The sequence below is a fragment of the Streptomyces sp. PCS3-D2 genome (assembly GCF_000612545.2).
In the GTDB taxonomy this organism is placed as follows: Bacteria; Actinomycetota; Actinomycetes; order Streptomycetales; family Streptomycetaceae; genus Streptomyces.
The window spans coordinates 2605787-2624625 of the sequence record NZ_CP097800.1 but is presented as its reverse complement, the minus strand read 5'-3'; the positions used below and the strand labels follow the sequence as shown (position 1 = coordinate 2624625).

The window sequence follows — 18839 nt, the reverse complement described above, 5'->3', positions numbered from 1 at the left end:
CGCCCCGCTCGGGGTCCCACCTATTCTCCCCAATCGGTACCGCTTCGATGCGGCACCCGGCGTGCACGGCCCAGGGGAGGAGAACGCCATGCGGGATCTTCCGGCGGCCGCGCGCGGATTGGTCATCTGCGCCGTCCTGGCGGCACTCGCCTGCACCGTTCCGGCCCTGACGGATTCCGCCCCGTGGCCCGCCGCGGCCCTCCTCGCCACGCTCTGCCTGGGCTGCGAACTCGTCAGGCTCTGCCCGCTGCCGGGCGGGCGGGTGCCCGAGGCCATCGGCTCCTTCCTGCCCGGGGTGCTCGCCGCCGTCTTCCTGCTGCCACCCGCCGTCGCCGCGCTCGTGGCACTGCCCGGAGGCCTCGCCGCAACCGTCGTCCAGCGGCCCGTCGCGGTGCGCCGGGTGTGGCACGGAGCCCAGCAGTCCATCGGTGCGTGGGCGGCGGGTCAGGTGTTCGGCCTGCTCGGCGGCCCGGCCGCCCTCGGCGCAGCGCCCTCCGCCGCGTCCGGGCAGCCCGGGTGGCCGGCCGACCTGCCCTCTGCGCTGCTCCCGGCGACGGCGTCCGCCACCGCCCTCTGCCTGGTGGTCACCGTGCTCGACGGGGCCATCCTGGCCGCCGCCGAGCGCAGGCCCCCCGCCGCCACCTCCCTGCACGGCCTGGTCGCCGGTTCCCTCGCCCCGTACGGCGTGCACGGCCTGGCCGGACTGATGATGGCCGTCATGTGGCGCAGCCCGTACGGGGTCCCGGCCGCGCTGCTCGTCCTGCTGCCGATGTACGTGTCCTGCTGGGTGTCCGCCCAGTACCACCGCGAGCGCTCCGCCCACCAGTCCACCATCCGCGCCCTGGTCCGGGCCGTCGACATCAAGGACCGCTACACGCGCGGCCACAGCGAACGGGTCGGCCAGGCCGCCACGATGATCGCCCGCGAGCTGGGGATGGTCGGGGACCGGCTGGAAGTGGTGCGCATCGCCGGCATCCTGCACGACGTCGGCAAGCTCGGCGTTCCGACCCGGCTGCTGCGCAAGGACGGGCCGCTCACCCCGCAGGAACGCCGGATCATCGAACTGCACCCCGAGTACGGGCACGAGATGGTGCGCGGCATCGGCTTCCTGGGGGAGGCCAGGTCCGCGATCCTGCACCACCACGAACGCGTCGACGGCACCGGCTACCCCTATGGGCTGACCGGTGAACAGATCCCGGAGCTCGCCCGGGTGGTGGCCGTGGCCGATGCCTTCGACGCCATGACCTCCACCCGCTCGTACAGCCGGGCCCGGCCGGTGCCCACCGCCCTCGCCGAGCTGGAGCGGTGTGCGGGGGCCCAGTTCGACCCGGCGATGGTGCGGGCCCTCACGGCGGCGATCGGCCGGCACGGCTGGCATCCGGTGGTCACCTCGGACGACGACCTCCAGGTGATCGGTTCGTCGGCGACCGGGTCCTCGGCCGGGGCTTCCGCGGCGGCCGCGACGGCCGCGGCCGCGGAGCCTTCCGCGCCACGCGGCCGTGGCTCCCCGCCGGATCCCTTCTCTGCTCCCGGTTCTGCTCCCGGTTCCGGTTCCGGTTCCGCTTCGGGTGTCCCGGCGGGCCGCCGGGCCGGCACGGGGAAGAACGCAGCCGAGGACCCCTCGCCGCCCGCCCGGGGCGCGCGGTGAGCGCGACCGCCGCCCGGGCCGTGCGCGGCGCGGCCGGGGTGCTCGCCGTGGCCGCCCTCGCCCACACCCTGTGGAACGGCCTGGCGGAGCCCGGGGCCGCCCTGGCCTTCGGCATCCTGGTCGCCTTCGGTGAACTCGCCCGCAGGGACGGGCCCGGCGCCCCCGGCTACCGGGGCGCGCCGCTCGGCTCCGCCGGGGCGCTCGCCTACGCACTGCTCGGCCAGAACTCCGGCGGGCCGACCCGCCACGGCGTACCGGAGACCGTCGCCGTCGTGGCCGCGGCCGTCCTCGCCGGGACCGTCCCGCACATCGCCCGCGGCTGCGGGCCCGCCGCGGACCAACTGGCCCGCCGGGTGCTCACCGTCGCCTTCGCGGCCGCCTGCTTCCGCCCGCTCCACACCTCGGGCCGGCTGACCGAACTGGCCGGCGAGGGCCCGTACCTCGTGCCCTTCCTGCTGCTCCTGTTGGGCCTGGCCGCCCTGTGCGACGCCGTGATCGCCGCAGCACTCGCCGGGGCCCGCACGGAACGACCGTACGGGCCCCGGCTGCGCGAGGCGCTCCGCGCCCAGCTCGGCATCGGCTCGGCGGTCTGCGCCACCGGCGCCGTCATCGCGCTCGGGGTGGCCGTCGCGGGCCTGTGGGCCGTGCCCGTCTTCAGCGTGCCGCTCCTGGTGACCCAGCTGTCCTTCCACCGGATCACCGCGATCCGCACCACCTACCGCCAGACCATCACCTCCCTGGCCCGGGCCACCGAGATCGCCGGATACACCCCGCCGGGCCACTCCCGCCGGGTGGCGGCCCTCAGCTGTGCCGTGGGCCGGGAGCTGGGCCTGTCGGAGCGGGAGCTCACGGTGTTGGAGTACGCCGCCCTGATGCACGACATCGGCCAGCTCTCCCTGGTCGATCCGGTGCCGGCCGGGGCCACGGCCGGGCTGCCCGGCGCCGAGGCCCGCAGGATCGCCGGGCTGGGCGCGGAGGTGGCCCGGCAGACCGGGGTCCCGGACGAGGTCGCCGTGGTGGTGGAGCGGCAGGCGGACCCGTACCGCGAGCAGCCCCCGCTCGCCCGGATCGTGCGCGCGGCCAACGCCTACGACGACCTCGTCGGCGCGAACCGTCACCCGGGCGGCGCACTGGCCGCCCTGGAGCAGCTCCGGCTGGGCACCGGCCACGATTACCAGCCGGAGGTCGTGGAATGCCTGGCGAGGGTTCTGGCCAGGGGCGGACGTGGCAGAGTGGTCCCCATCCCACCGGGGTAACCCATGGGTAATGAGCGGCCGTCCGAGTGGGCATGGTTGGATGCCAGTAAGAGTGTCCGCAAGGCTGCACCGTAGTCCCCCAGCCACCGCTGGGAGGTGCCCCCAGGCAGGCGGGAATCGTGAGGATCTTCGGGAAGGTACGGCATCGGCCCTCCGCCTCGTGGCGGCAGGCCACCGACCGCGCGTTCACGCTGATCGGCGACGGCCGGTACGAGGACGCCGGCGCGCTGCTGACCAGAGCCGCGGACCTGGAGCCCTGGCTCTCCGAGTCCTGGTTCAACCTGGCTCTGCTGCACAAGTTCCGGCACGACTGGGAGCAGGCGCGGGCCGCAGGCCTGCGTGCCGTGGCCCTGCTGGACCGCGAGACCGGAGCCCCGGACTGGTGGAACGTCGGCATCGCCGCGACCGCGCTCCAGGACTGGCCGCTGGCCCGGCGGGCCTGGCAGGCGTACGGCCTGAAGGTGCCCGGCGACCCGCACGGCGGCGGCAGCGGCGAACCGGTCGGCATGGAGCTCGGCAGCGCCGCCGTGCGGCTCTCGCCGGAGGGCGAGGCCGAGGTGGTCTGGGGCCGCAGGCTGGATCCGGCCCGGCTGGAGGTCCTGTCGATCCCGCTGCCCTCCTCGGGGCGGCGCTGGGGCGAGGTCGTGCTCCACGACGGGGTCCCGCACGGTGAGCGGGTGACCGCGGCGGGACCTTCGTACCCGGTGTTCGACGAGATCGAGCTGTGGGCGCCGTCGCCGGTGCCGACCTGGGTGGTGCTGCTGGAGGCGGCCACCGAGGCGGACCGCGACGCGCTGGAGCAGCTGGCCTCGGACGCGGGCTTCGCCGCGGAGGACTGGTCCTCGTCGGTGCGGCTGCTGTGCCGGACCTGCTCGGAGAGCGAGATGCCGAGCGACGAGGGCGACGGCGAGCACCTGGATCCGCACGACCACAGCGAACCGGGACACCCGGGCCCGCTGGGGCACCGCACGGCCGGCTCCGGTTCCTTGTGGATGCCCGAGCGCGAGTGCGGTATCGCGGCACCTGCCGGACTCGTGCGCGGACTCCTCGACGGATGGGTGGCGGACAGCCCCGACAGCCGCGAGTGGCGGGATCTCGAAGAAGTCTGCTGATCCGGGGCCGTAGGCTGTACGGGCACATCGGTGGCCACAGGCGACCACCGGTGACCGGGACTTACGGAAGGCGTACGGCGGACATGGCGCAGCAGGAGAACCAGGTTGTCGATGGTGGCGAGGTCGTGAACGACGGGTACGTCGTGGACACCGAGGACTGTGAGGCGCGCGAGCTGGCCCACCGGGAGCGGGGCACCGCCCGCCCGATCACGGTCGTCGGCAACCCGGTTCTGCACCGCGAGTGCAAGGACGTCGCCGAGTTCGGCGACGAGCTGGCCAAGCTGATCGACGACATGTTCGCCAGTCAGAAGGCGGCCGAGGGCGTGGGCCTGGCCGCGAACCAGATCGGCGTGGACGCCAAGGTCTTCGTCTACGACTGCCCGGACGACGAGGGTGTGCGGCACACCGGTGTCGTGGTCAACCCGAAGCTCGTGGAGCTCCCCGCCGGCTCGCGGGTGCTGGACGACTCGAACGAGGGCTGCCTGTCCGTCCCGACGGCGTACGCCTCGCTGGCCCGCCCCGACTACGCCGAGGTCGAGGGGCAGGACGCCCAGGGCAACCCGATCAGGGTCCGCGGCACCGGCTACTTCGCCCGCTGCCTGCAGCACGAGACCGACCACCTGTACGGCTACCTGTACATCGACCGGCTCTCGAAGCGGGACCGCAAGGACGCCCTGCGCCAGATGGCGGAGGGCACCCCGCGCTACGAGACCGTCCCCAACGCCTAGCCGGCGCGGTACTAGGCCGCCTGCGGGCCCCGGAAGGTACGCCTGAAGGCGTTCGGCGTGGTGCCCAGGGTCCGCAGGAAGTGGTGGCGCAGGGCCGCCGCGTTGCCGAAGCCGCAGCGGCCGGCGATCGAGTCGACCGTGTCGCCGGTGGACTCCAGCAGCTCCTGCGCCAGCAGGACCCGCTGGCGCAGCACCCACTGGTACGGCGTGGTGCCGGTCTCCTGGAGGAAGCGGCGGGCGAAGGTCCGCGGGGACATGTGCGCGCGTTCCGCCAGCTGCTCGACGGTGATCTCCTCCTCCAGGTGGCGGCCCATCCACTCGATCACCTCGCCCACCGTGTCGCAGGCCGTGCGCGGCAGCGGCCGCTGGATGTACTGCGCCTGTCCGCCGTCCCGGTGGGGCGGTACGACCATCCGCCGTGCGATGACGTTGGCCACCTCGGCCCCGTGCTCCTGGCGGATCACGTGCAGGCAGGCGTCGATGCCCGAGGCGGTGCCGGCGGCGGTGATCACCGACCCCTCGTCCACGTAGAGCACGTCCGGGTCGACGACCGCCCGGGGGAAGCGGCGGGCCAGGGCCGCGGAGTGCATCCAGTGGGTGGTGCACCGGCGGCCGTCCAGCAGCCCGGCCGCACCGGCGATGTACGCCCCACTGCACACGCTCAGCACGCGCGCGCCGCGGTCCACCGCGCGGCGCAGGGCCGCGAGCAGCGGCTCGGGGTAGATGCGCCGGTCGGCGTCCTTGGCGGCGGGCAGGCAGATCAGGTCGGCCTCCTCCAGTCGCTCCGGCCCGTGGGCGGGGGTGATCGCGAAGGCGCCCCCTCCCACGGTCAACGGCCCCTCCTCCACCGCGCACACGGCGAAGTCGTACACCGGAAGCCCCATGTCACTGCGATCGATTCCGAACACCTCGCAGAAGATCCCCAGCTCGAAGGGGGCGACTCCGTCGACGAGGGCCACGGCCACGTTGGTCAGCATGACCACAGTGTGGCAGTAATTCGGCCTTCCATGACAGTCCTGCCACTGTCGATCAAGGGCGACCGGGCGGACAGTGGAGGTATGACAACTTTCGTGAACTTCCTCGTCGTCCTCGCCCTCGCCACTCTGCTGATCGGGCCCGCCCTGTACCTGAACCATCGCGACCGGCGCACGGACCGGCAGCTGCGGGCCGCCGCGACCCGGCTGGTGTGGCTGCCCCGCCAGCGGTCGGGCGGGCTGCCGCCCAACCCGCGTCGTTCCGGCGGCTGGCACCTGGGCCCGGTGATCCACTGACCGGGGAACGCGAGAAGCCGGGACACGGATCCTCCGCATCCCGGCTCCCCGGCGGTCCCGGGGCCCTGGAGTCCCAGCAGCCCCACGAGCCCTGTGGGCGTCGAACTCCCGGACCCTAGAAGTCCTCGTCCAGGTCCACCGTGCCCTCGACTGCGACCTGGTAGGCCGACGGGCGGCGCTCGAAGAAGTTCGTCAGCTCCTGGACGCCCTGCAGCTCCATGAAGGAGAACGGGTTCTGCGAGCCGTACACCGGCGGGAAGCCGAGCCGGACCAGGCGCTGGTCCGCGACGCACTCCAGGTACTCGCGCATCGACTCGGTGTTCATGCCCGGCAGGCCGTCGCCGCACAGGTCGCGGCCGAACTGCAGCTCCGCCTCCACGGCCTCCTTCAGCATGTCGGTGACCTGCTGCTGGAGCGCGTCGTCGAAGAGCTCGGGCTCCTCCTTGCGGACCGTGTCCACGACCTCGAAGGCGAAGTTCATGTGCATGGTCTCGTCACGGAACACCCAGTTGGTGCCGGTGGCCAGGCCGTGCAGCAGGCCGCGCGAGCGGAACCAGTACACGTACGCGAAGGCGCCGTAGAAGAACAGGCCCTCGATGCACGCCGCGAAGCAGATCAGGTTCAGCAGGAAGCGGCGGCGGTCGGCCTGCGTCTCCAGCCGGTCGATCTTCTCGACCGAGTCCATCCACCGGAAGCAGAACTGGGCCTTCTCACGGATGGACGGGATGTTCTCCACCGCGTCGAAGGCCGCCGCGCGGTCCTCCGGGTCGGGCAGGTAGGTGTCGAGCAGCGTCAGATAGAACTGGACGTGCACGGCCTCCTCGAACAGCTGGCGCGACAGGTACAGGCGCGCCTCCGGGGAGTTGATGTGCTTGTACAGCGTCAGCACGAGGTTGTTCGCGACGATCGAGTCGCCCGTCGCGAAGAACGCGACCAGACGGCCGATCATGTGCTGCTCGGCGGGCGTCAGCTTGGCGAGGTCCGCCACGTCCGAGTGGAGGTCGACCTCCTCCACCGTCCAGGTGTTCTTGATCGCGTCCCGGTAGCGCTCGTAGAAGTCCGGGTAGCGCATCGGGCGCAGCGTGAGCTCGAAGCCCGGGTCCAGGAGGTTCTTGTGGTCGGTGGAGCTCATTACTGGCAGGCCTCGCAGGACTCGGGGTTCTCAAGGGAGCAGGCCAGGGCGTCGGCGTCGACGGCCTGCGGGAGGGCCACCGGGGCGGCGGTGGCGGCCTGCGCGGCGCGGGCGATCTTCGTCGCCGGGCGCGAACGCAGGTAGTACGTGGTCTTCAGGCCCTGCTTCCAGGCGTACGCGTACATCGAGCTGAGCTTGCCGATGGTGGGCGTCTCCAGGAACAGGTTCAGCGACTGCGACTGGTCCAGGAACGGCGTACGGGCCGCCGCCATGTCGATCAGGCCGCGCTGCGGGATCTCCCACGCCGTGCGGTACAGCTCGCGCACCTCGGCCGGGATCCAGCCGAAGCCCTGGACCGAGCCGGAGGATTCGCGCAGCGCCTCGCGGGTCTGGGAGTCCCACACGCCGAGCTTCTTCAGTTCCTCCACCAGGTAGCCGTTCACCTGGAGGAACTCGCCCGACAGGGTCTCGCGCTTGAACAGGTTGGAGACCTGCGGCTCGATGCACTCGTACACGCCGGCGATCGAGGCGATCGTGGCCGTCGGGGCGATCGCCAGGAGCAGGGAGTTGCGCAGGCCCGTCGTGGCGACGCGGGCGCGCAGCGCGTCCCAGCGCTCCGGCCAGTTCAGCTCGACGTCGTAGTGGTCCGGGTGCAGGACACCGCGGGCGGTGCGGGTCTGCTCCCAGGCCGGCAGCGGGCCGCTGCGCTCGGCGAGGTCACTGGAGGCCTCGTACGCGGCCAGCATGATGCGCTCGGAGAGCTTGGTCGACAGGGCCTTCGCCTCGGGGGAGTCGAAGGGCAGCTTCAGCTTGAAGAAGACGTCCTGGAGGCCCATCGCGCCCAGGCCCACCGGGCGCCAGCGGGCGTTGGAGCGGCCGGCCTGCTCGGTCGGGTAGAAGTTGATGTCCACCACGCGGTCGAGGAAGGTCACCGCGGTGCGGACGGTCTCGTCCAGGCGCTCCCAGTCGATCTCGCCCGTCTCCGGGAGCACGAAGGCGCCCAGGTTGACCGAGCCGAGGTTGCAGACGGCCGTCTCGCCGTCGTTGGTGACCTCGATGATCTCGGTGCAAAGGTTCGAGGAGTGCACGACCGTGCCCGGTTCGGCGGTCTGGTTCGCCGTGCGGTTGGAGGCGTCCTTGAAGGTCATCCAGCCCTGGCCGGTCTGCGCGAGGGTGCGCATCATCCGGCCGTACAGGTCGCGGGCGGGCATGGTCTTGCGGGCCAGGCCGTCGGCCTCGGCCTTGCGGTAGGCGGCGTCGAACTCGTCGCCCCACAGGTCGACCAGCTCGGGCACGTCGGCCGGGGAGAACAGCGACCACTCGGCGTCGGCGTTCACGCGGCGCATGAACTCGTCCGGCACCCAGTGCGCGAGGTTGAGGTTGTGGGTGCGGCGCTGGTCCTCACCGGTGTTGTCGCGGAGCTCCAGGAACTCCTCGATGTCCGCGTGCCAGGTCTCCAGGTAGACCGCGGCGGCACCCTTGCGGCGGCCGCCCTGGTTCACGGCGGCGACGGAGGCGTCGAGGGTCTTCAGGAACGGCACGATGCCGTTGGAGTGGCCGTTGGTGCCGCGGATCAGCGAACCGCGCGCGCGGATGCGGGAGTACGACAGGCCGATGCCGCCCGCGTGCTTCGACAGGCGCGCGACCTGGTGGTAGCGGTCGTAGATCGAGTCGAGCTCGTCCAGCGGCGAGTCCAGCAGGTAGCAGGAGGACATCTGCGGGTGCCGGGTACCGGAGTTGAAGAGCGTGGGGGAGGAGGGCAGGTAGTCGAGACGGCTCATCAGCCGGTACAGCGAGGCCACTTCCTCGACGGCCTGGACGCTCTCGTCCGCGGCGAGACCGCACGCCACGCGCAGCATGAAGTACTGCGGGGTCTCGATGACCTGACGGGTGATCGGGTGGCGCAGCAGGTAGCGGCTGTGCAGAGTGCGCAGGCCGAAGAAGCCGAAGCGGTCGTCGGCGCCCTCGGCGAGCGTGTGCTCGACCAGCGCGTCGAGGCGGCTCGCGTGCGTGCGCACGAACTCGGCGGTGCGGTCGGCGATGAGGCCCTCGCGGTGGCCGACCTCGACCGAGGCGGAGAAGGAGGTGGAGCCCTGGCTCGCGGCCTCCTCGCGCACGGCCAGCGTCAGCAGGCGGGCGGCGAGCCTGGAGTAGGCGGGGTCCTCGGAGATGAGGCCGGCCGCGGACTCGGTGGCCAGAGCGCGCAGTTCGGCCTCGTCGGCGGCGGAGCTGCGGCCGCGGAGCGCTGCGGCCGCGACGCGGCCGGGGTCGGTGTCGGGAAGGTCCGCCGTAAGTTCGGTGAGGGTACGCAGCAGCGTGGCCCCCGGGCCCTCGGTGTTGTCGCCAGAAACGGACTCGGCGCGCGGTGCGGAAGGCGCGATGGTCACGGCGGGAGCTCTCCCTCGCTCGGCCCGGTCGTCGGCGGGCGGGCGCGGGCGCATGCGGGCGTGGCAGGAGGGCACACCGCATGGCGTCCACCGGCCCAACCGCGAGGCCCGGACGTGTCGGCACCCGGGTCGGTCGATCCGGGCGCGCTGACGGCAGGTCATCGGACTTGGCGTCCGGATGTCGGACACTTCATACCGTTGCGGGACAGTTCCGGATTCCCACCGGATTCCCCTGCGGCGACAGCAGGCATGAGCATACATGTGGGGGCGCCCTTGTGTGGCACCCCCAACATGTAGTGTCGGCGTGGCTACAGCTTGAGTCGGTACGTCAGGAGTTTCAGGCCCTCGATGGGCGCCCAGTCCCGCTCCGGAGTGCGCTCGAAGCCCAGTCGTACGTAGATCCGGTGCGCCCCGGCCATGCTGTGCTGGGTGGAGAGCACGAGGCCCGTGACGCCCTCGATCGCCCGCGCCCGCTCGACGCAAGCCCGCACCAGGGCCTCGCCGACGCCCCGGCCGCGGGCCGCGTGGGCCACCGCGAGCATCCGGAACTCGGCCTCGTCGGGGCCGGCGATATCGGCGAGCGGGCTGCCGGGTGCGGCGAAGGTCACCCCGCCGAGCACCCGCCCGTCGTGCTCGGCGACGAGCACCTCGGCCCGGGCGGCCCGCCCGGCCACGTCGCGCAGCACGTGCAGGTACGGGTCGTCCTCGTTGAAGTCCAGGTGCCCGTCGGCGAGGTAGGCCTGCGCCGTGATCTCGCCCAGCGTCTCGTAGTCGGCGGGCACCGCCGTTCTGATCACCATGTCCATGCGGTCGAGTGTGCAGGACGCCTCCGGCGGGCGGCGCTATCGTCGGAGGCGGCACCTTCGAGGAAGGTGAGCGAGGCATGCCCGTGATGACCGACAGGCCCCACATGCCGACCGAGGACTTCGAGGCTGTCGCGCACATAGCCGCCAGAGAGGTGGAAGGTCTGCGGCTGGAGTTCATCGACGGGGTCATCAGGAGCAAGGCAGCGCCGGACGGAGATCACGACCGCATCGTTCTGTGGCTCGCACGCATCTGCATGCAGCACCGGCCCGAGCTGTGGCTTCACGTGGAGCGGGGGTTGGCTGTGGGGGACTACCGCCCGGGTCGCGCCCGTCCCGATGTCGCTCTCGCGGTCGATGACGCGTTTGTCGGCCAGGGTGAGTGGGCCGACCCCGCTCCGGTCCTGATGGTCGTAGAGGTCACCTCGTACGACACCGACACGGACCGGCGTGACCGCGTCGAGAAGCCCCTCGCCTACGCCCAGACGGGCATCCCCGTATACCTGCTCATCGACCGGGACGCGTGCGACGTGACCGTGTTCAGTGAACCGGACGGCCGCAGGTATGCGAACACCCGTACGGTGGAGTTCGGGAACGACGTTGAACTCCCCGATCCGGTCGACGTCACCCTCCGGACCGAGGTCCTCAAGGACTGGGTGCGCTGAGGAACGCCGGAAGGCCCCGCCGGACGCGACGGGGCCCTCCACCTGTGTCAGCAGCAGCGGAAGCCCTCGCGGGGGTCCGCCTCGCGGGCGTCCGTGCGGGCGCGTTCGAAGGCGCGGCGGGTGAGGACCTCCGCCTCCGGATCGTGCGAGCGGGCGTGGGCCACGTACCGGTCGTAGGCGGCCTCCCCGGAGAACTCCCGTACGTAGAACCGCGCCCTGGCCAGCACGCCGCGTACGCCGCTCACGCCACCGGCTCCTTGACCTGCCCGCCGCCCGCGTCGCGGTCCGCCGCGGCGGCGAGCTGGGCCCGCTCCTCGGCGGTGGCGATCAGGCCGGCCGGGGCGACGATCCTCGACTCGGTCCACGGGACCTCGGAGAGCGTCACCGATCCCGGGTCGCGGACGGCCCTGACGCAGGTCCGCAGCGCGTCCGCGAGGACCACGACGATCAGGGCCGCGAAGAGTGCGCACAGCACGCCGTCGACCGTGGCGTTGGTGACGATCGTGTGCATGTCGTCCATGTTCTTCGCCGGGGCCAGCACCTTGTCGGCGTCGATGCCCGCCTGGTACTTGTCGCGCTGGGCGAAGAAGCCGACCTTCACGTCCTCGGAGAACACCTTCTGGTAGCTGGCGGTGAGGGTCACCGTGGCGTCCCAGACCAGCGGTACGCCCGTCACCCAGGCCCACTTCAACCGCCCGGACTTGACCAGCAGCGTGGTGCAGACGGCCAGCGCGACCGCGGCGAGCAGCTGGTTGGCGATGCCGAAGAGGGGGAAGAGCTGGTTGATGCCGCCCAGCGGGTCCTTGATGCCGACCCAGAGGAAGTAGCCCCACGCGCCGACCACGATCGCGCTCGCGAACCACACTCCGGGCTTCCAGCTGACGTCCCTGAAGGACTTGTGGACGTTGCCGAGGGTGTCCTGGAGCATGAACCGGCCCACGCGGGTGCCCGCGTCGAGCGTCGTCAGGATGAAGAGGGCCTCGAACATGATCGCGAAGTGGTACCAGAAGGCCTTCATCCCGGCGCCGCCGAAGACGGAGGAGAAGATCTCCGACATTCCGAGTGCGAAGGTCGGTGCGCCTCCCGTCCGCGACAGCAGGCTGGCTTCCTCGACGTCCTTGGCGGCCTGGGTGAGCGCTTCGGGCGAGATGGCGAATCCGAAGTCCGTCACCGCCTGCGAGGCCGACTCGACGGTGGTGCCGATGATTCCGCCGGGGGAGTTGACCGCGAAGAACAGGCCCGGCTCGATGATGCAGGCCGTGATGATCGCCATGACCGCGACGAACGACTCGGTCAGCATGGCGCCGTAGCCGATCATGCGGACCTGGGTCTCCTTCTGGATCATCTTCGGCGTGGTGCCCGAGGAGACCAGGGCGTGGAAGCCCGACAGGGCACCGCACGCGATGGTGATGAAGACGAACGGGAACATCGACCCGGCGAAGACCGGGCCGTCGCCGCGGGCCGCGAAGTCGGTGATCGAGGGCATCTTCAGCGTCGGCATCGCGATGACCACGCCGATCGCGAGGAGTGCGATGGTGCCGACCTTCATGAAGGTGGAGAGGTAGTCGCGGGGCGCGAGCAGCATCCACACCGGCAGCACCGAGGCCAGGAAGCCGTACACCACCATCCAGATGACGAGCGTCTCCTTCTCCAGGGTGAAGGTCCCGGCGAAGGAGGACTCGGCGACCCAGCCGCCCGCGACGATGGCGAGCAGCAGCAGGGCCACCCCGATGAGGGACACCTCGGTGACCCGGCCCGGCCGCAGGACACGCAGGTAGAAGCCCATGAAGACGGCGATCGGGATGGTCATGCCGATGGAGAAGACGCCCCAGGGCGAGTGCGCCAGGGCGTTGACGATGACCAGGGCCAGCACCGCCAGCAGGATGATCATGATGGCGAACACCGCGACGAGGGCGGCGGCCCCGCCCACGGGGCCGATCTCGTCCCGCGCCATCTGGCCGAGCGAACGGCCGTTGCGGCGGGTCGAGAAGAACAGCGTCACCATGTCCTGGACGGCACCGGCGAAGATCACGCCGGCGACGATCCAGATGGTCCCGGGCAGGTAGCCCATCTGCGCGGCGAGCACGGGACCGACGAGCGGGCCGGCGCCGGCGACGGCGGCGAAGTGGTGGCCGAAGAGCACCCGTCGGTCGGTGGGGTGGAAGTCGACACCGTTGTCGAGGCGTTCGGCCGGGGTGGCCCGGGTCGCGTCGACCTTCAGTACGCGGTGCGCGATGAAGCGGGCGTAGAAGCGGTAGGCGATGGCGTACGAGCCCAGCGCGGCGGCCAGCAGCCAGGCCGCGGAGACCTCCTCGCCGCGCGAGAGCGCCAGCACGCCCCAGCCGATGGCGCCGACGAGGGCCACGGCCACCCAGGCGGCGATGTTCTGCGGCGTCGCTTTCCTCTGGCCCGATTCGGTTGGTGCGGACGGCTCCGGCATGGAATTACCCCCTTGCTGATCACCTGTGATGGGCAAGGAATGTAGGTGAGTACCGCGCCCCGCGTCACCCCTGTCCGCATATCGGTACGGCAACGTCCGTTCGCTCGAACGGGGTTGGCGGGTAGCCGGGGTGGGCTGCGGTTGTGGTGCCGCGTCCGTGCCTCGGGCTCGGTTCTCCGGCGTCGACGCTTCGACTGCGGCGTTCGGGTGACTTGAATCCGCCACCGCTTGGCTGGAATTGGGCAGATTTCATTGTTCCGGAATTCGAGGTTCCTTCTTTTTGTCAAACCTCAATTTTTCCTCAATAAAGGTCTATACCATCGCCTGCTCCTCTGGGCGTTGCTATGTTGGCCTCGCTGCAGGGAAACCCCTGCGGGTGTTCGAATAGGGGAGTGGGAGTGGTTCTTCGCAAGGCGGCAGCCATGTTTGCCTCGGCGGGCGTTATGGCCGGGGCGGTGGTCGTGGTGGCGGCTCCGGTGGCCTCCGCCGGAATCCGCTGTACCACCGAAATTGTCGGCAGCGAGGCCGTGGCGCACTGCATGGCCAATGACGACCCGAGTGCGGTGCACTCCAGGTATCGGGTCAAGGCGACCTGTTTGATGGGCAACAATGCTGGCACGTTCACGCGGTATGGCAGCTGGGTGTACGTCGGAGAGGGGACGACCTCGAGGGCGACGTGCGGCTCTCGCATCCTCCGGGTTGATTTCGAAGTTCAGAAGTAGGGAGGCGGTGACATGGTGAAGTTCAAGAGCCTCGCACTCGCTGGGGTGTTGGCCGCAGGTCTGCTGTCTCTGCCGCTTGCGAGTGGCACCGCCTTCGCGGGCACCTCGACGGCGAGTTGCGTGAAGGAGAAGGTGAGTGGGTACACGGGCCGAGCCTCGTGCATCAATCTGGGCGGGTACAACGGCTACCGGGTCGTGGTCGAATGCGTCAGCAACTCGGGTCGGAGGTTCGATGTGACGGGGCCGTACGTCAGAAGTGGCTGGTCCACCGCCAGCTGCTCCGGTAATGGTGCGGCCGGTATCTCTGGTTTCGTGGATGTGGAGCTGCAGTATTGATTTTGGTTTGCGAAAGGGCCGCCGAATAATCGGCGGCCCTTTCGTGAGTATTTCACCCGTCAATCGGCGGGACGCTTGAGTCGGGCGACAAACTTGTACCGATCGCCCCGGTAGACGGAGCGGACCCATTCGACAGGTCTGCCCTCCCGGTCGATCGAGTGGCGCGAGAGCATGAGCATGGGCAGGCCGACGTCCGTGCCCAGTAGGCCTGCCTCCCTCGGGGTGGCAAGGGAGGTCTCGATCGTCTCCTCGGCCTCCGCCAGGTGGACGTCGTACACCTCGGCCAGGGCGGTGTAGAGGGAGGTGTACTTGGCGAGCGAGCGGCGCAGCGCGGGGAAGCGCTTGGCCGAAAGGTGCGTGGTCTCGATCGCCATGGGCTCGCCGCTCGCCAGGCGCAGTCGTTCGATCCGCAGGACGCGTCCCCCGGGGGTGATCTCCAGCAGGCCGGCGAGGGTGTCGTCGGCGGTCACATAGCCGATGTCTAGGAGTTGCGAGGTCGGCTCCAGGCCTTGGGCCCGCATGTCCTCTGTGTAGGAGGTCAGTTGCAGCGCCTGGGAGACCTTCGGCTTGGCGACGAAGGTGCCTTTGCCCTGGATCCGCTCCAGGCGTCCCTCCACGACCAGCTCCTGGAGGGCTTGGCGGACGGTGGTCCGGGACGTGTCGAACTCGGCCGCGAGTGTGCGCTCCGGCGGTACCGGCGTCCCGGGCGGCATGGTTTCGGTCATGTCGAGCAAGTGCCGCTTGAGTCGGTAGTACTTGGGTACCCGGGCCGTGCGAGTGGCTGCCCCGCCGTCCGGCTCTGTGAGTGCCCCTTCGGTGGCCATCGCCGCCCGCCTTCCCGACTCCAGTTTCGCTGCCGTCACCGGCTCCTCCGATATGTGCGGTCACATCGTGACACGTAAGGGGGGATGGGCCTCCTCTTCCCCCAGGTGTCGGTCCGGTAACGGACCGGACGCCTGCTCATTAGACCCTTGACACTCCCAAAGGTCTAGGCCAAGCTCCAGCTACTGGTCTACACCAATATGGATCAGATCCCAGCCCCACGGCAGTACTTCGCGTATGTCACCGCAGCGGGCAAGGGAAGTGCAGGCAGGCATCCCTGAGGAGGGTGGCGTGAAGCGCAAGCTCATCGCGGCGGTTGGAGTCGCGGGCATGGTTATCGGCCTCGCGGCATGCGGTGATTCCGACAGTAAGGGCGGCGACAAGGCCTCCGACGCCAAGGAGCTCACCGTCTGGCTGACGGTCGACGCGCAGAAGAACTGGCCCGAGCTCGTAAAGGCCGCCGACGATGCGATCGTCGCTAAGTACCCGGGTCTCACCATCAAGCACGAGTACTACGGCTGGCCTGACAAGAACGCCAAGCTGGATGCCGTGCTCGCCACGGACAAGGCCCCCGACGTCGTCGAGATGGGCAACTCCGAGATGATCGGATACATGTCGACTGGCGCCTTCGCCGAGGTCGACCCGGCGAAGTTCGAGAACTCCGGTGCCTGGCTTGACGCCCTCAAGGACTCCGTGACCTACGACGGCAAGACCTACGGCGTCCCCTACTACGCCGGTGGCCGCGTCGGCACCTGGCGCAAGGACATCGCCGCCGAGGCCGGCGTAACCGCCGCCCCGAAGACCTGGGCCGAGTACACCGCTGCTCTGGACAAGATCCAGGCGGCGAAGGGTGACAAGTTCAGCGCCCTCTACCAGCCCTCCCCGGACTGGTACGCCGCGATGTCCTTCGTCTATGAGGCGGGCGGCAGCATCGCCAAGAAGGATGGCGGCAAGTGGAAGGGCAACCTGTCCTCCCCTGAGTCGCTGAAGGGGCTCCAGCAGTACAAGGAACTCCTCGACAAGTACATGCACGCAGACAAGACGAAGGACGAGTCCGATCGTCCAGTCGTCTTCGGGCAGGGCAATTCCGCAGCGATCTTCGCCGCCGCCTGGGAGGGGGCTACCGCCGCCACCCCGGAGAACGACAAGGTCGGCGGCCTGAAGGACAAGCTGGAGAACTTCGTCCAGCCCGGTCCGAGTGGGAAGAACCTCCCCGTCTTTCTGGGCGGTTCGGACCTGGCCATCCCGGCCAAGTCCAAGTCCAAGGACGTCGCCGCTGAGTGGATCAACGTCTTCACCGGCGCCCAGGGGCAGAAGGGTCTGATCGAGAAGGGGAACCTGCCGAACAACAAGACTGATCTTGGCCCGCTGAAGGCCGATCCGGAGACGCAGGTCGCGGCAACCGCCGCCGAGTCCTCCTGGTTCGTCCCGACGGCGTCCGGCTGGGGCCAGATCGAAAAGGCCAAGCTCCTCCAGACCATGCTGCGCGACATCGGCACTGGCAACAAGTCGGTCGAGGAGGCGGCCAAGGCCGCCGACGCCGAGATCGACAAGGTCATCAACACCAAGTGACCTGAGTGGGCAGGGCCCCGCCGCAACGGCGGGGCCCTGCTGCCCGTCAAGAGAGGGACCACCGAGGAGCGCGCGATGAGTGCCGCACAGACAACCACCGCCGACCTGCCATCGGCGAAGCAGAAGACCCCCAGCGGAGCGGAGCCGGGCAGCCCGGCCGCACCGGGCCTGCCCGGCCGCAAGGGCCCCGGCGCCACCCCCTGGCTGCTGCTGGCCCCGTGCCTGTTGGTCATCGCCCTCGTCATGGGGTACCCGCTCTACCGGCTGGTGTCCCTGTCCTTCCAGAGCTTCGGCAAGTCCGAGCTCTGGGGCTTCAAGGAGCCCGAGTTCGTCGGCTTCGAGAACTTCGCCAAGATCCTCGGCGACGGGGAGTTCTGGGCCGTCGCCCTGCGTACGGTGATCTTCGCGGTGGGCGCGGTCGCCGCGACGATGGTGATCGGCATGCTCATCGCGTTGCTCCTGCAGAAGGTCTCCGGCTGGGTCAAGGCACTCATCAGCGTCGCCCTCGTGGCCAGCTGGGGCATGCCCATCATCGTCGCCACCGCCGTCTTCAAGTGGCTCTTCGACGCCGACTACGGCGTCCTCAACTACCTGATAAGCAAGCTCCCCGGCGTCGACATGATCGGCCACAATTGGTTCACTAGCGGCCCCCAGGGCCTCGCGGTGATCATGCTGCTGGTGGTCTGGGGCGCGGTTCCATTCGTCGTTATCACCCTCAGCGCAGGCCTCACCCAGGTGCCCAAGGAGCTGGAGGAGGCCGCCCGCCTTGACGGCGCCGGCGCCTGGGGTGTGTTCAGGCACGTCACCCTCCCGATCCTGAAGCCGATCCTCGTCATGCTGACGACCCTCTCCGTCATCTGGGACATGGGCGTCTTCCCGCAGGTCTTCGTAATGCGCAACGGGAACCCGGAGGCCGAGTTCCAGCTGTTGACCACTTACTCGTACCAGCAGGCCTTCGTGGTCAACGACTACTCGGGCGGCTCCGCGATCGCCCTGGTGACCGTCCTGCTGCTGCTTGGGGTAGTCGCCGTCTACATGCGCCAGATGCTCAAGATCGGAGAGGTGGAATGAGCGTGACCACCGCGCCCACCACGCCCCCGCACGCAGCGGGCGTGACGCAGCGCAGGAAGTCCAGGTCCGGCTGGAACCTCCTCGGTCTGCTGGTTTTCGCCACCGCCGGCTTCCCGGTCTATTGGATGCTCAATACGGCCTTCAAGCCATCCAAGGAAGCGATCAACCCCGATCCGCAGTTCTTCCCGCACACTTTCACGCTGGCCAACTTCTCTCGCGCTCTGGACATCGCCGACTTCTGGGGCCCGGTCGGCCGCAGTCTGGTCGTCTCGCTCGTCGTGGTCGTCATCGGCATCGCCGTCGGCATGCTGGCTGCCCTGGCCATCTCTCGCTTCGCCTTCCGAGGCCGCAAGGTCGTGATCGTCGGGATCCTCGCCGTCCAGATGGTTCCGCTCGTCGCGATGATCATCCCGGTCTTCCTACTCCTCAACGACCTCGGCCAGTACGACAAGCTCACAGGCTTGATCATCACCTACCTGACTTTCGTCCTCCCCTTCACCGTGTGGACGCTGCGCGGCTTCATCGTCAACATCCCCAAGGAGCTGGAGGAAGCGGCAATGGTCGACGGCTGTACGCCGACCGGCGCCTTCCTGCGGGTCGTCTTCCCACTGCTCGCGCCGGGCATGGTCGCCACCTCGGTCTACGCCTTCATCCAGGCGTGGAACGAATACCTGTACGCGCTGATGCTGATGAGCCAGCAGAACCAGACCGCCACCGTCTGGCTCGGCAACTTCACCACCAAGCACGGCACCGAGTTCGCCCCGATGATGGCCGGCTCCACCATGATGGCCGTCCCGATCGTGGTCCTCTTCCTCATCGTCCAGCGCAAGATGGCCGCAGGCCTCACCGCCGGCGCCGTGAAGGGATGACCCCG

18 protein-coding genes and 1 riboswitch are annotated in these 18839 nt (G+C 69.8%); of the genes, 11 read left to right on the top strand and 7 right to left on the bottom strand.

Features of this window, described 5'->3' with window-relative positions; all coding sequences use genetic code 11:
* Positions 1–88 precede the first annotated feature (88 nt).
* The 4 genes from AW27_RS10815 to def all read left to right on the top strand — a co-directional run bounded on the left by AW27_RS10815 (position 89) and on the right by def (position 4744).
* Positions 89–1648 (top strand): HD-GYP domain-containing protein, encoded by a 1560-nt coding sequence (locus AW27_RS10815; protein ID WP_037919641.1) that lies wholly within the window; start codon positions 89–91, stop codon positions 1646–1648.
* Positions 1645–2904: an HD-GYP domain-containing protein gene (locus AW27_RS10810; RefSeq protein WP_037919644.1), complete on the top strand. Its 1260-nt coding sequence runs from the start codon at positions 1645–1647 to the stop codon at positions 2902–2904. Before AW27_RS10815 ends, AW27_RS10810 begins: the two co-directional genes overlap by 4 nt.
* Positions 2905–3023: 119 nt before the next feature.
* On the top strand, positions 3024–4016 hold the full coding sequence (locus AW27_RS10805) for a tetratricopeptide repeat protein (protein ID WP_037919647.1): 993 nt from the start codon (positions 3024–3026) through the stop codon (positions 4014–4016).
* Positions 4017–4099: 83 nt separating this feature from the next.
* Complete coding sequence (gene def / locus AW27_RS10800) at positions 4100–4744, top strand: peptide deformylase (RefSeq protein ID WP_037919650.1); 645 nt, start codon at positions 4100–4102, stop codon at positions 4742–4744.
* Positions 4745–4755: 11 nt separating this feature from the next.
* Here def and AW27_RS10795 read toward each other — a convergent pair whose 3' ends face one another.
* A complete protein-coding gene (locus AW27_RS10795; RefSeq protein WP_037920021.1) occupies positions 4756–5721 on the bottom strand; it encodes a helix-turn-helix domain-containing protein in 966 nt (321 codons plus the stop codon).
* 81 nt (positions 5722–5802) lie between these two features.
* Here AW27_RS10795 and AW27_RS10790 point away from each other — a divergent pair, with 81 nt between their 5' ends.
* Positions 5803–6015 carry a hypothetical protein gene (locus AW27_RS10790; protein WP_157840202.1) on the top strand — a complete coding sequence of 71 codons (213 nt, stop codon included), beginning with the start codon at positions 5803–5805 and terminating at the stop codon, positions 6013–6015.
* Positions 6016–6130: 115 nt separating this feature from the next.
* Here AW27_RS10790 and AW27_RS10785 read toward each other — a convergent pair whose 3' ends face one another.
* The 3 genes from AW27_RS10785 to AW27_RS10775 all read right to left on the bottom strand — a co-directional run bounded on the left by AW27_RS10785 (position 6131) and on the right by AW27_RS10775 (position 10340).
* Positions 6131–7147 (bottom strand): ribonucleotide-diphosphate reductase subunit beta, encoded by a 1017-nt coding sequence (locus tag AW27_RS10785; protein ID WP_037919654.1) that lies wholly within the window; start codon positions 7145–7147, stop codon positions 6131–6133.
* A complete protein-coding gene (locus AW27_RS10780) occupies positions 7147–9534 on the bottom strand; it encodes a ribonucleoside-diphosphate reductase subunit alpha (protein ID WP_037919655.1) in 2388 nt (795 codons plus the stop codon). Before AW27_RS10780 ends, AW27_RS10785 begins: the two co-directional genes overlap by 1 nt.
* 135 nt (positions 9535–9669) lie before the next feature.
* A riboswitch (cobalamin riboswitch) is annotated at positions 9670–9791 on the bottom strand.
* 51 nt (positions 9792–9842) lie between these two features.
* Positions 9843–10340: a GNAT family N-acetyltransferase gene (locus AW27_RS10775; protein ID WP_037919656.1), complete on the bottom strand. Its 498-nt coding sequence runs from the start codon at positions 10338–10340 to the stop codon at positions 9843–9845.
* A 77-nt stretch (positions 10341–10417) separates the two neighbouring features.
* Here AW27_RS10775 and AW27_RS10770 point away from each other — a divergent pair, with 77 nt between their 5' ends.
* Positions 10418–11002 carry a Uma2 family endonuclease gene (locus tag AW27_RS10770; protein WP_037919657.1) on the top strand — a complete coding sequence of 195 codons (585 nt, stop codon included), beginning with the start codon at positions 10418–10420 and terminating at the stop codon, positions 11000–11002.
* A 47-nt stretch (positions 11003–11049) separates the two neighbouring features.
* On the opposite strand, the gene AW27_RS10765 is transcribed toward AW27_RS10770, so the two are convergent.
* Together AW27_RS10765 and AW27_RS10760 are read right to left on the bottom strand one after the other, a co-directional pair.
* Positions 11050–11247 (bottom strand): CstA-like transporter-associated (seleno)protein, encoded by a 198-nt coding sequence (locus AW27_RS10765; protein WP_037919658.1) that lies wholly within the window; start codon positions 11245–11247, stop codon positions 11050–11052.
* Positions 11244–13442 carry a carbon starvation CstA family protein gene (locus tag AW27_RS10760; RefSeq protein WP_052030312.1) on the bottom strand — a complete coding sequence of 733 codons (2199 nt, stop codon included), beginning with the start codon at positions 13440–13442 and terminating at the stop codon, positions 11244–11246. The genes AW27_RS10765 and AW27_RS10760 overlap by 4 nt, the downstream gene beginning before the upstream one ends.
* 398 nt (positions 13443–13840) lie before the next feature.
* On the opposite strand from AW27_RS10760, the gene AW27_RS10755 reads away from it, so the two are divergent.
* Both AW27_RS10755 and AW27_RS10750 read left to right on the top strand, forming a co-directional pair.
* Positions 13841–14164 (top strand): hypothetical protein, encoded by a 324-nt coding sequence (locus AW27_RS10755; RefSeq protein WP_157840203.1) that lies wholly within the window; start codon positions 13841–13843, stop codon positions 14162–14164.
* 12 nt (positions 14165–14176) lie between these two features.
* The gene (locus tag AW27_RS10750; protein WP_037919663.1) at positions 14177–14500 is read left to right on the top strand and encodes a hypothetical protein; all 324 of its coding nucleotides are present in this window, start codon (positions 14177–14179) and stop codon (positions 14498–14500) included.
* Between the two features lie 59 nt (positions 14501–14559).
* Here AW27_RS10750 and AW27_RS10745 read toward each other — a convergent pair whose 3' ends face one another.
* Complete coding sequence (locus AW27_RS10745; protein WP_037919671.1) at positions 14560–15324, bottom strand: GntR family transcriptional regulator; 765 nt, start codon at positions 15322–15324, stop codon at positions 14560–14562.
* Between the two features lie 289 nt (positions 15325–15613).
* On the opposite strand from AW27_RS10745, the gene AW27_RS10740 reads away from it, so the two are divergent.
* The 3 genes from AW27_RS10740 to AW27_RS10730 all read left to right on the top strand — a co-directional run bounded on the left by AW27_RS10740 (position 15614) and on the right by AW27_RS10730 (position 18834).
* Positions 15614–16894, top strand: a complete 1281-nt coding sequence (locus AW27_RS10740; protein ID WP_037919673.1) for an extracellular solute-binding protein — start codon at positions 15614–15616, stop codon at positions 16892–16894.
* 75 nt (positions 16895–16969) lie between these two features.
* Positions 16970–17965: a carbohydrate ABC transporter permease gene (locus AW27_RS10735; RefSeq protein WP_037919675.1), complete on the top strand. Its 996-nt coding sequence runs from the start codon at positions 16970–16972 to the stop codon at positions 17963–17965.
* Positions 17962–18834, top strand: coding sequence for a carbohydrate ABC transporter permease (locus tag AW27_RS10730; protein ID WP_037919677.1), 873 nt, complete (start codon positions 17962–17964; stop codon positions 18832–18834). The genes AW27_RS10735 and AW27_RS10730 overlap by 4 nt, the downstream gene beginning before the upstream one ends.
* Positions 18835–18839: the final 5 nt, after the last annotated feature.

Excerpts from the sequence above, each read along its gene's own strand:
- AW27_RS10790 (WP_157840202.1), top strand. The coding sequence starts at position 5,803 with ATGACAACTTTCGTGAACTTCCTCGTCGTCCTCGCCCTCGCCACTCTG.
- AW27_RS10785 (WP_037919654.1), bottom strand. The coding sequence starts at position 7,147 with ATGAGCTCCACCGACCACAAGAACCTCCTGGACCCGGGCTTCGAGCTC.
- AW27_RS10735 (WP_037919675.1), top strand. The coding sequence starts at position 16,970 with ATGAGTGCCGCACAGACAACCACCGCCGACCTGCCATCGGCGAAGCAG.
- AW27_RS10770 (WP_037919657.1), top strand. The coding sequence starts at position 10,418 with ATGCCCGTGATGACCGACAGGCCCCACATGCCGACCGAGGACTTCGAG.
- AW27_RS10760 (WP_052030312.1), bottom strand. The coding sequence starts at position 13,442 with ATGCCGGAGCCGTCCGCACCAACCGAATCGGGCCAGAGGAAAGCGACG.
- AW27_RS10815 (WP_037919641.1), top strand. The coding sequence starts at position 89 with ATGCGGGATCTTCCGGCGGCCGCGCGCGGATTGGTCATCTGCGCCGTC.
- AW27_RS10795 (WP_037920021.1), bottom strand. The coding sequence starts at position 5,721 with ATGCTGACCAACGTGGCCGTGGCCCTCGTCGACGGAGTCGCCCCCTTC.
- AW27_RS10775 (WP_037919656.1), bottom strand. The coding sequence starts at position 10,340 with ATGGACATGGTGATCAGAACGGCGGTGCCCGCCGACTACGAGACGCTG.
- AW27_RS10750 (WP_037919663.1), top strand. The coding sequence starts at position 14,177 with ATGGTGAAGTTCAAGAGCCTCGCACTCGCTGGGGTGTTGGCCGCAGGT.
- AW27_RS10730 (WP_037919677.1), top strand. The coding sequence starts at position 17,962 with ATGAGCGTGACCACCGCGCCCACCACGCCCCCGCACGCAGCGGGCGTG.
- def (WP_037919650.1), top strand. The coding sequence starts at position 4,100 with ATGGCGCAGCAGGAGAACCAGGTTGTCGATGGTGGCGAGGTCGTGAAC.
- AW27_RS10745 (WP_037919671.1), bottom strand. The coding sequence starts at position 15,324 with ATGGCCACCGAAGGGGCACTCACAGAGCCGGACGGCGGGGCAGCCACT.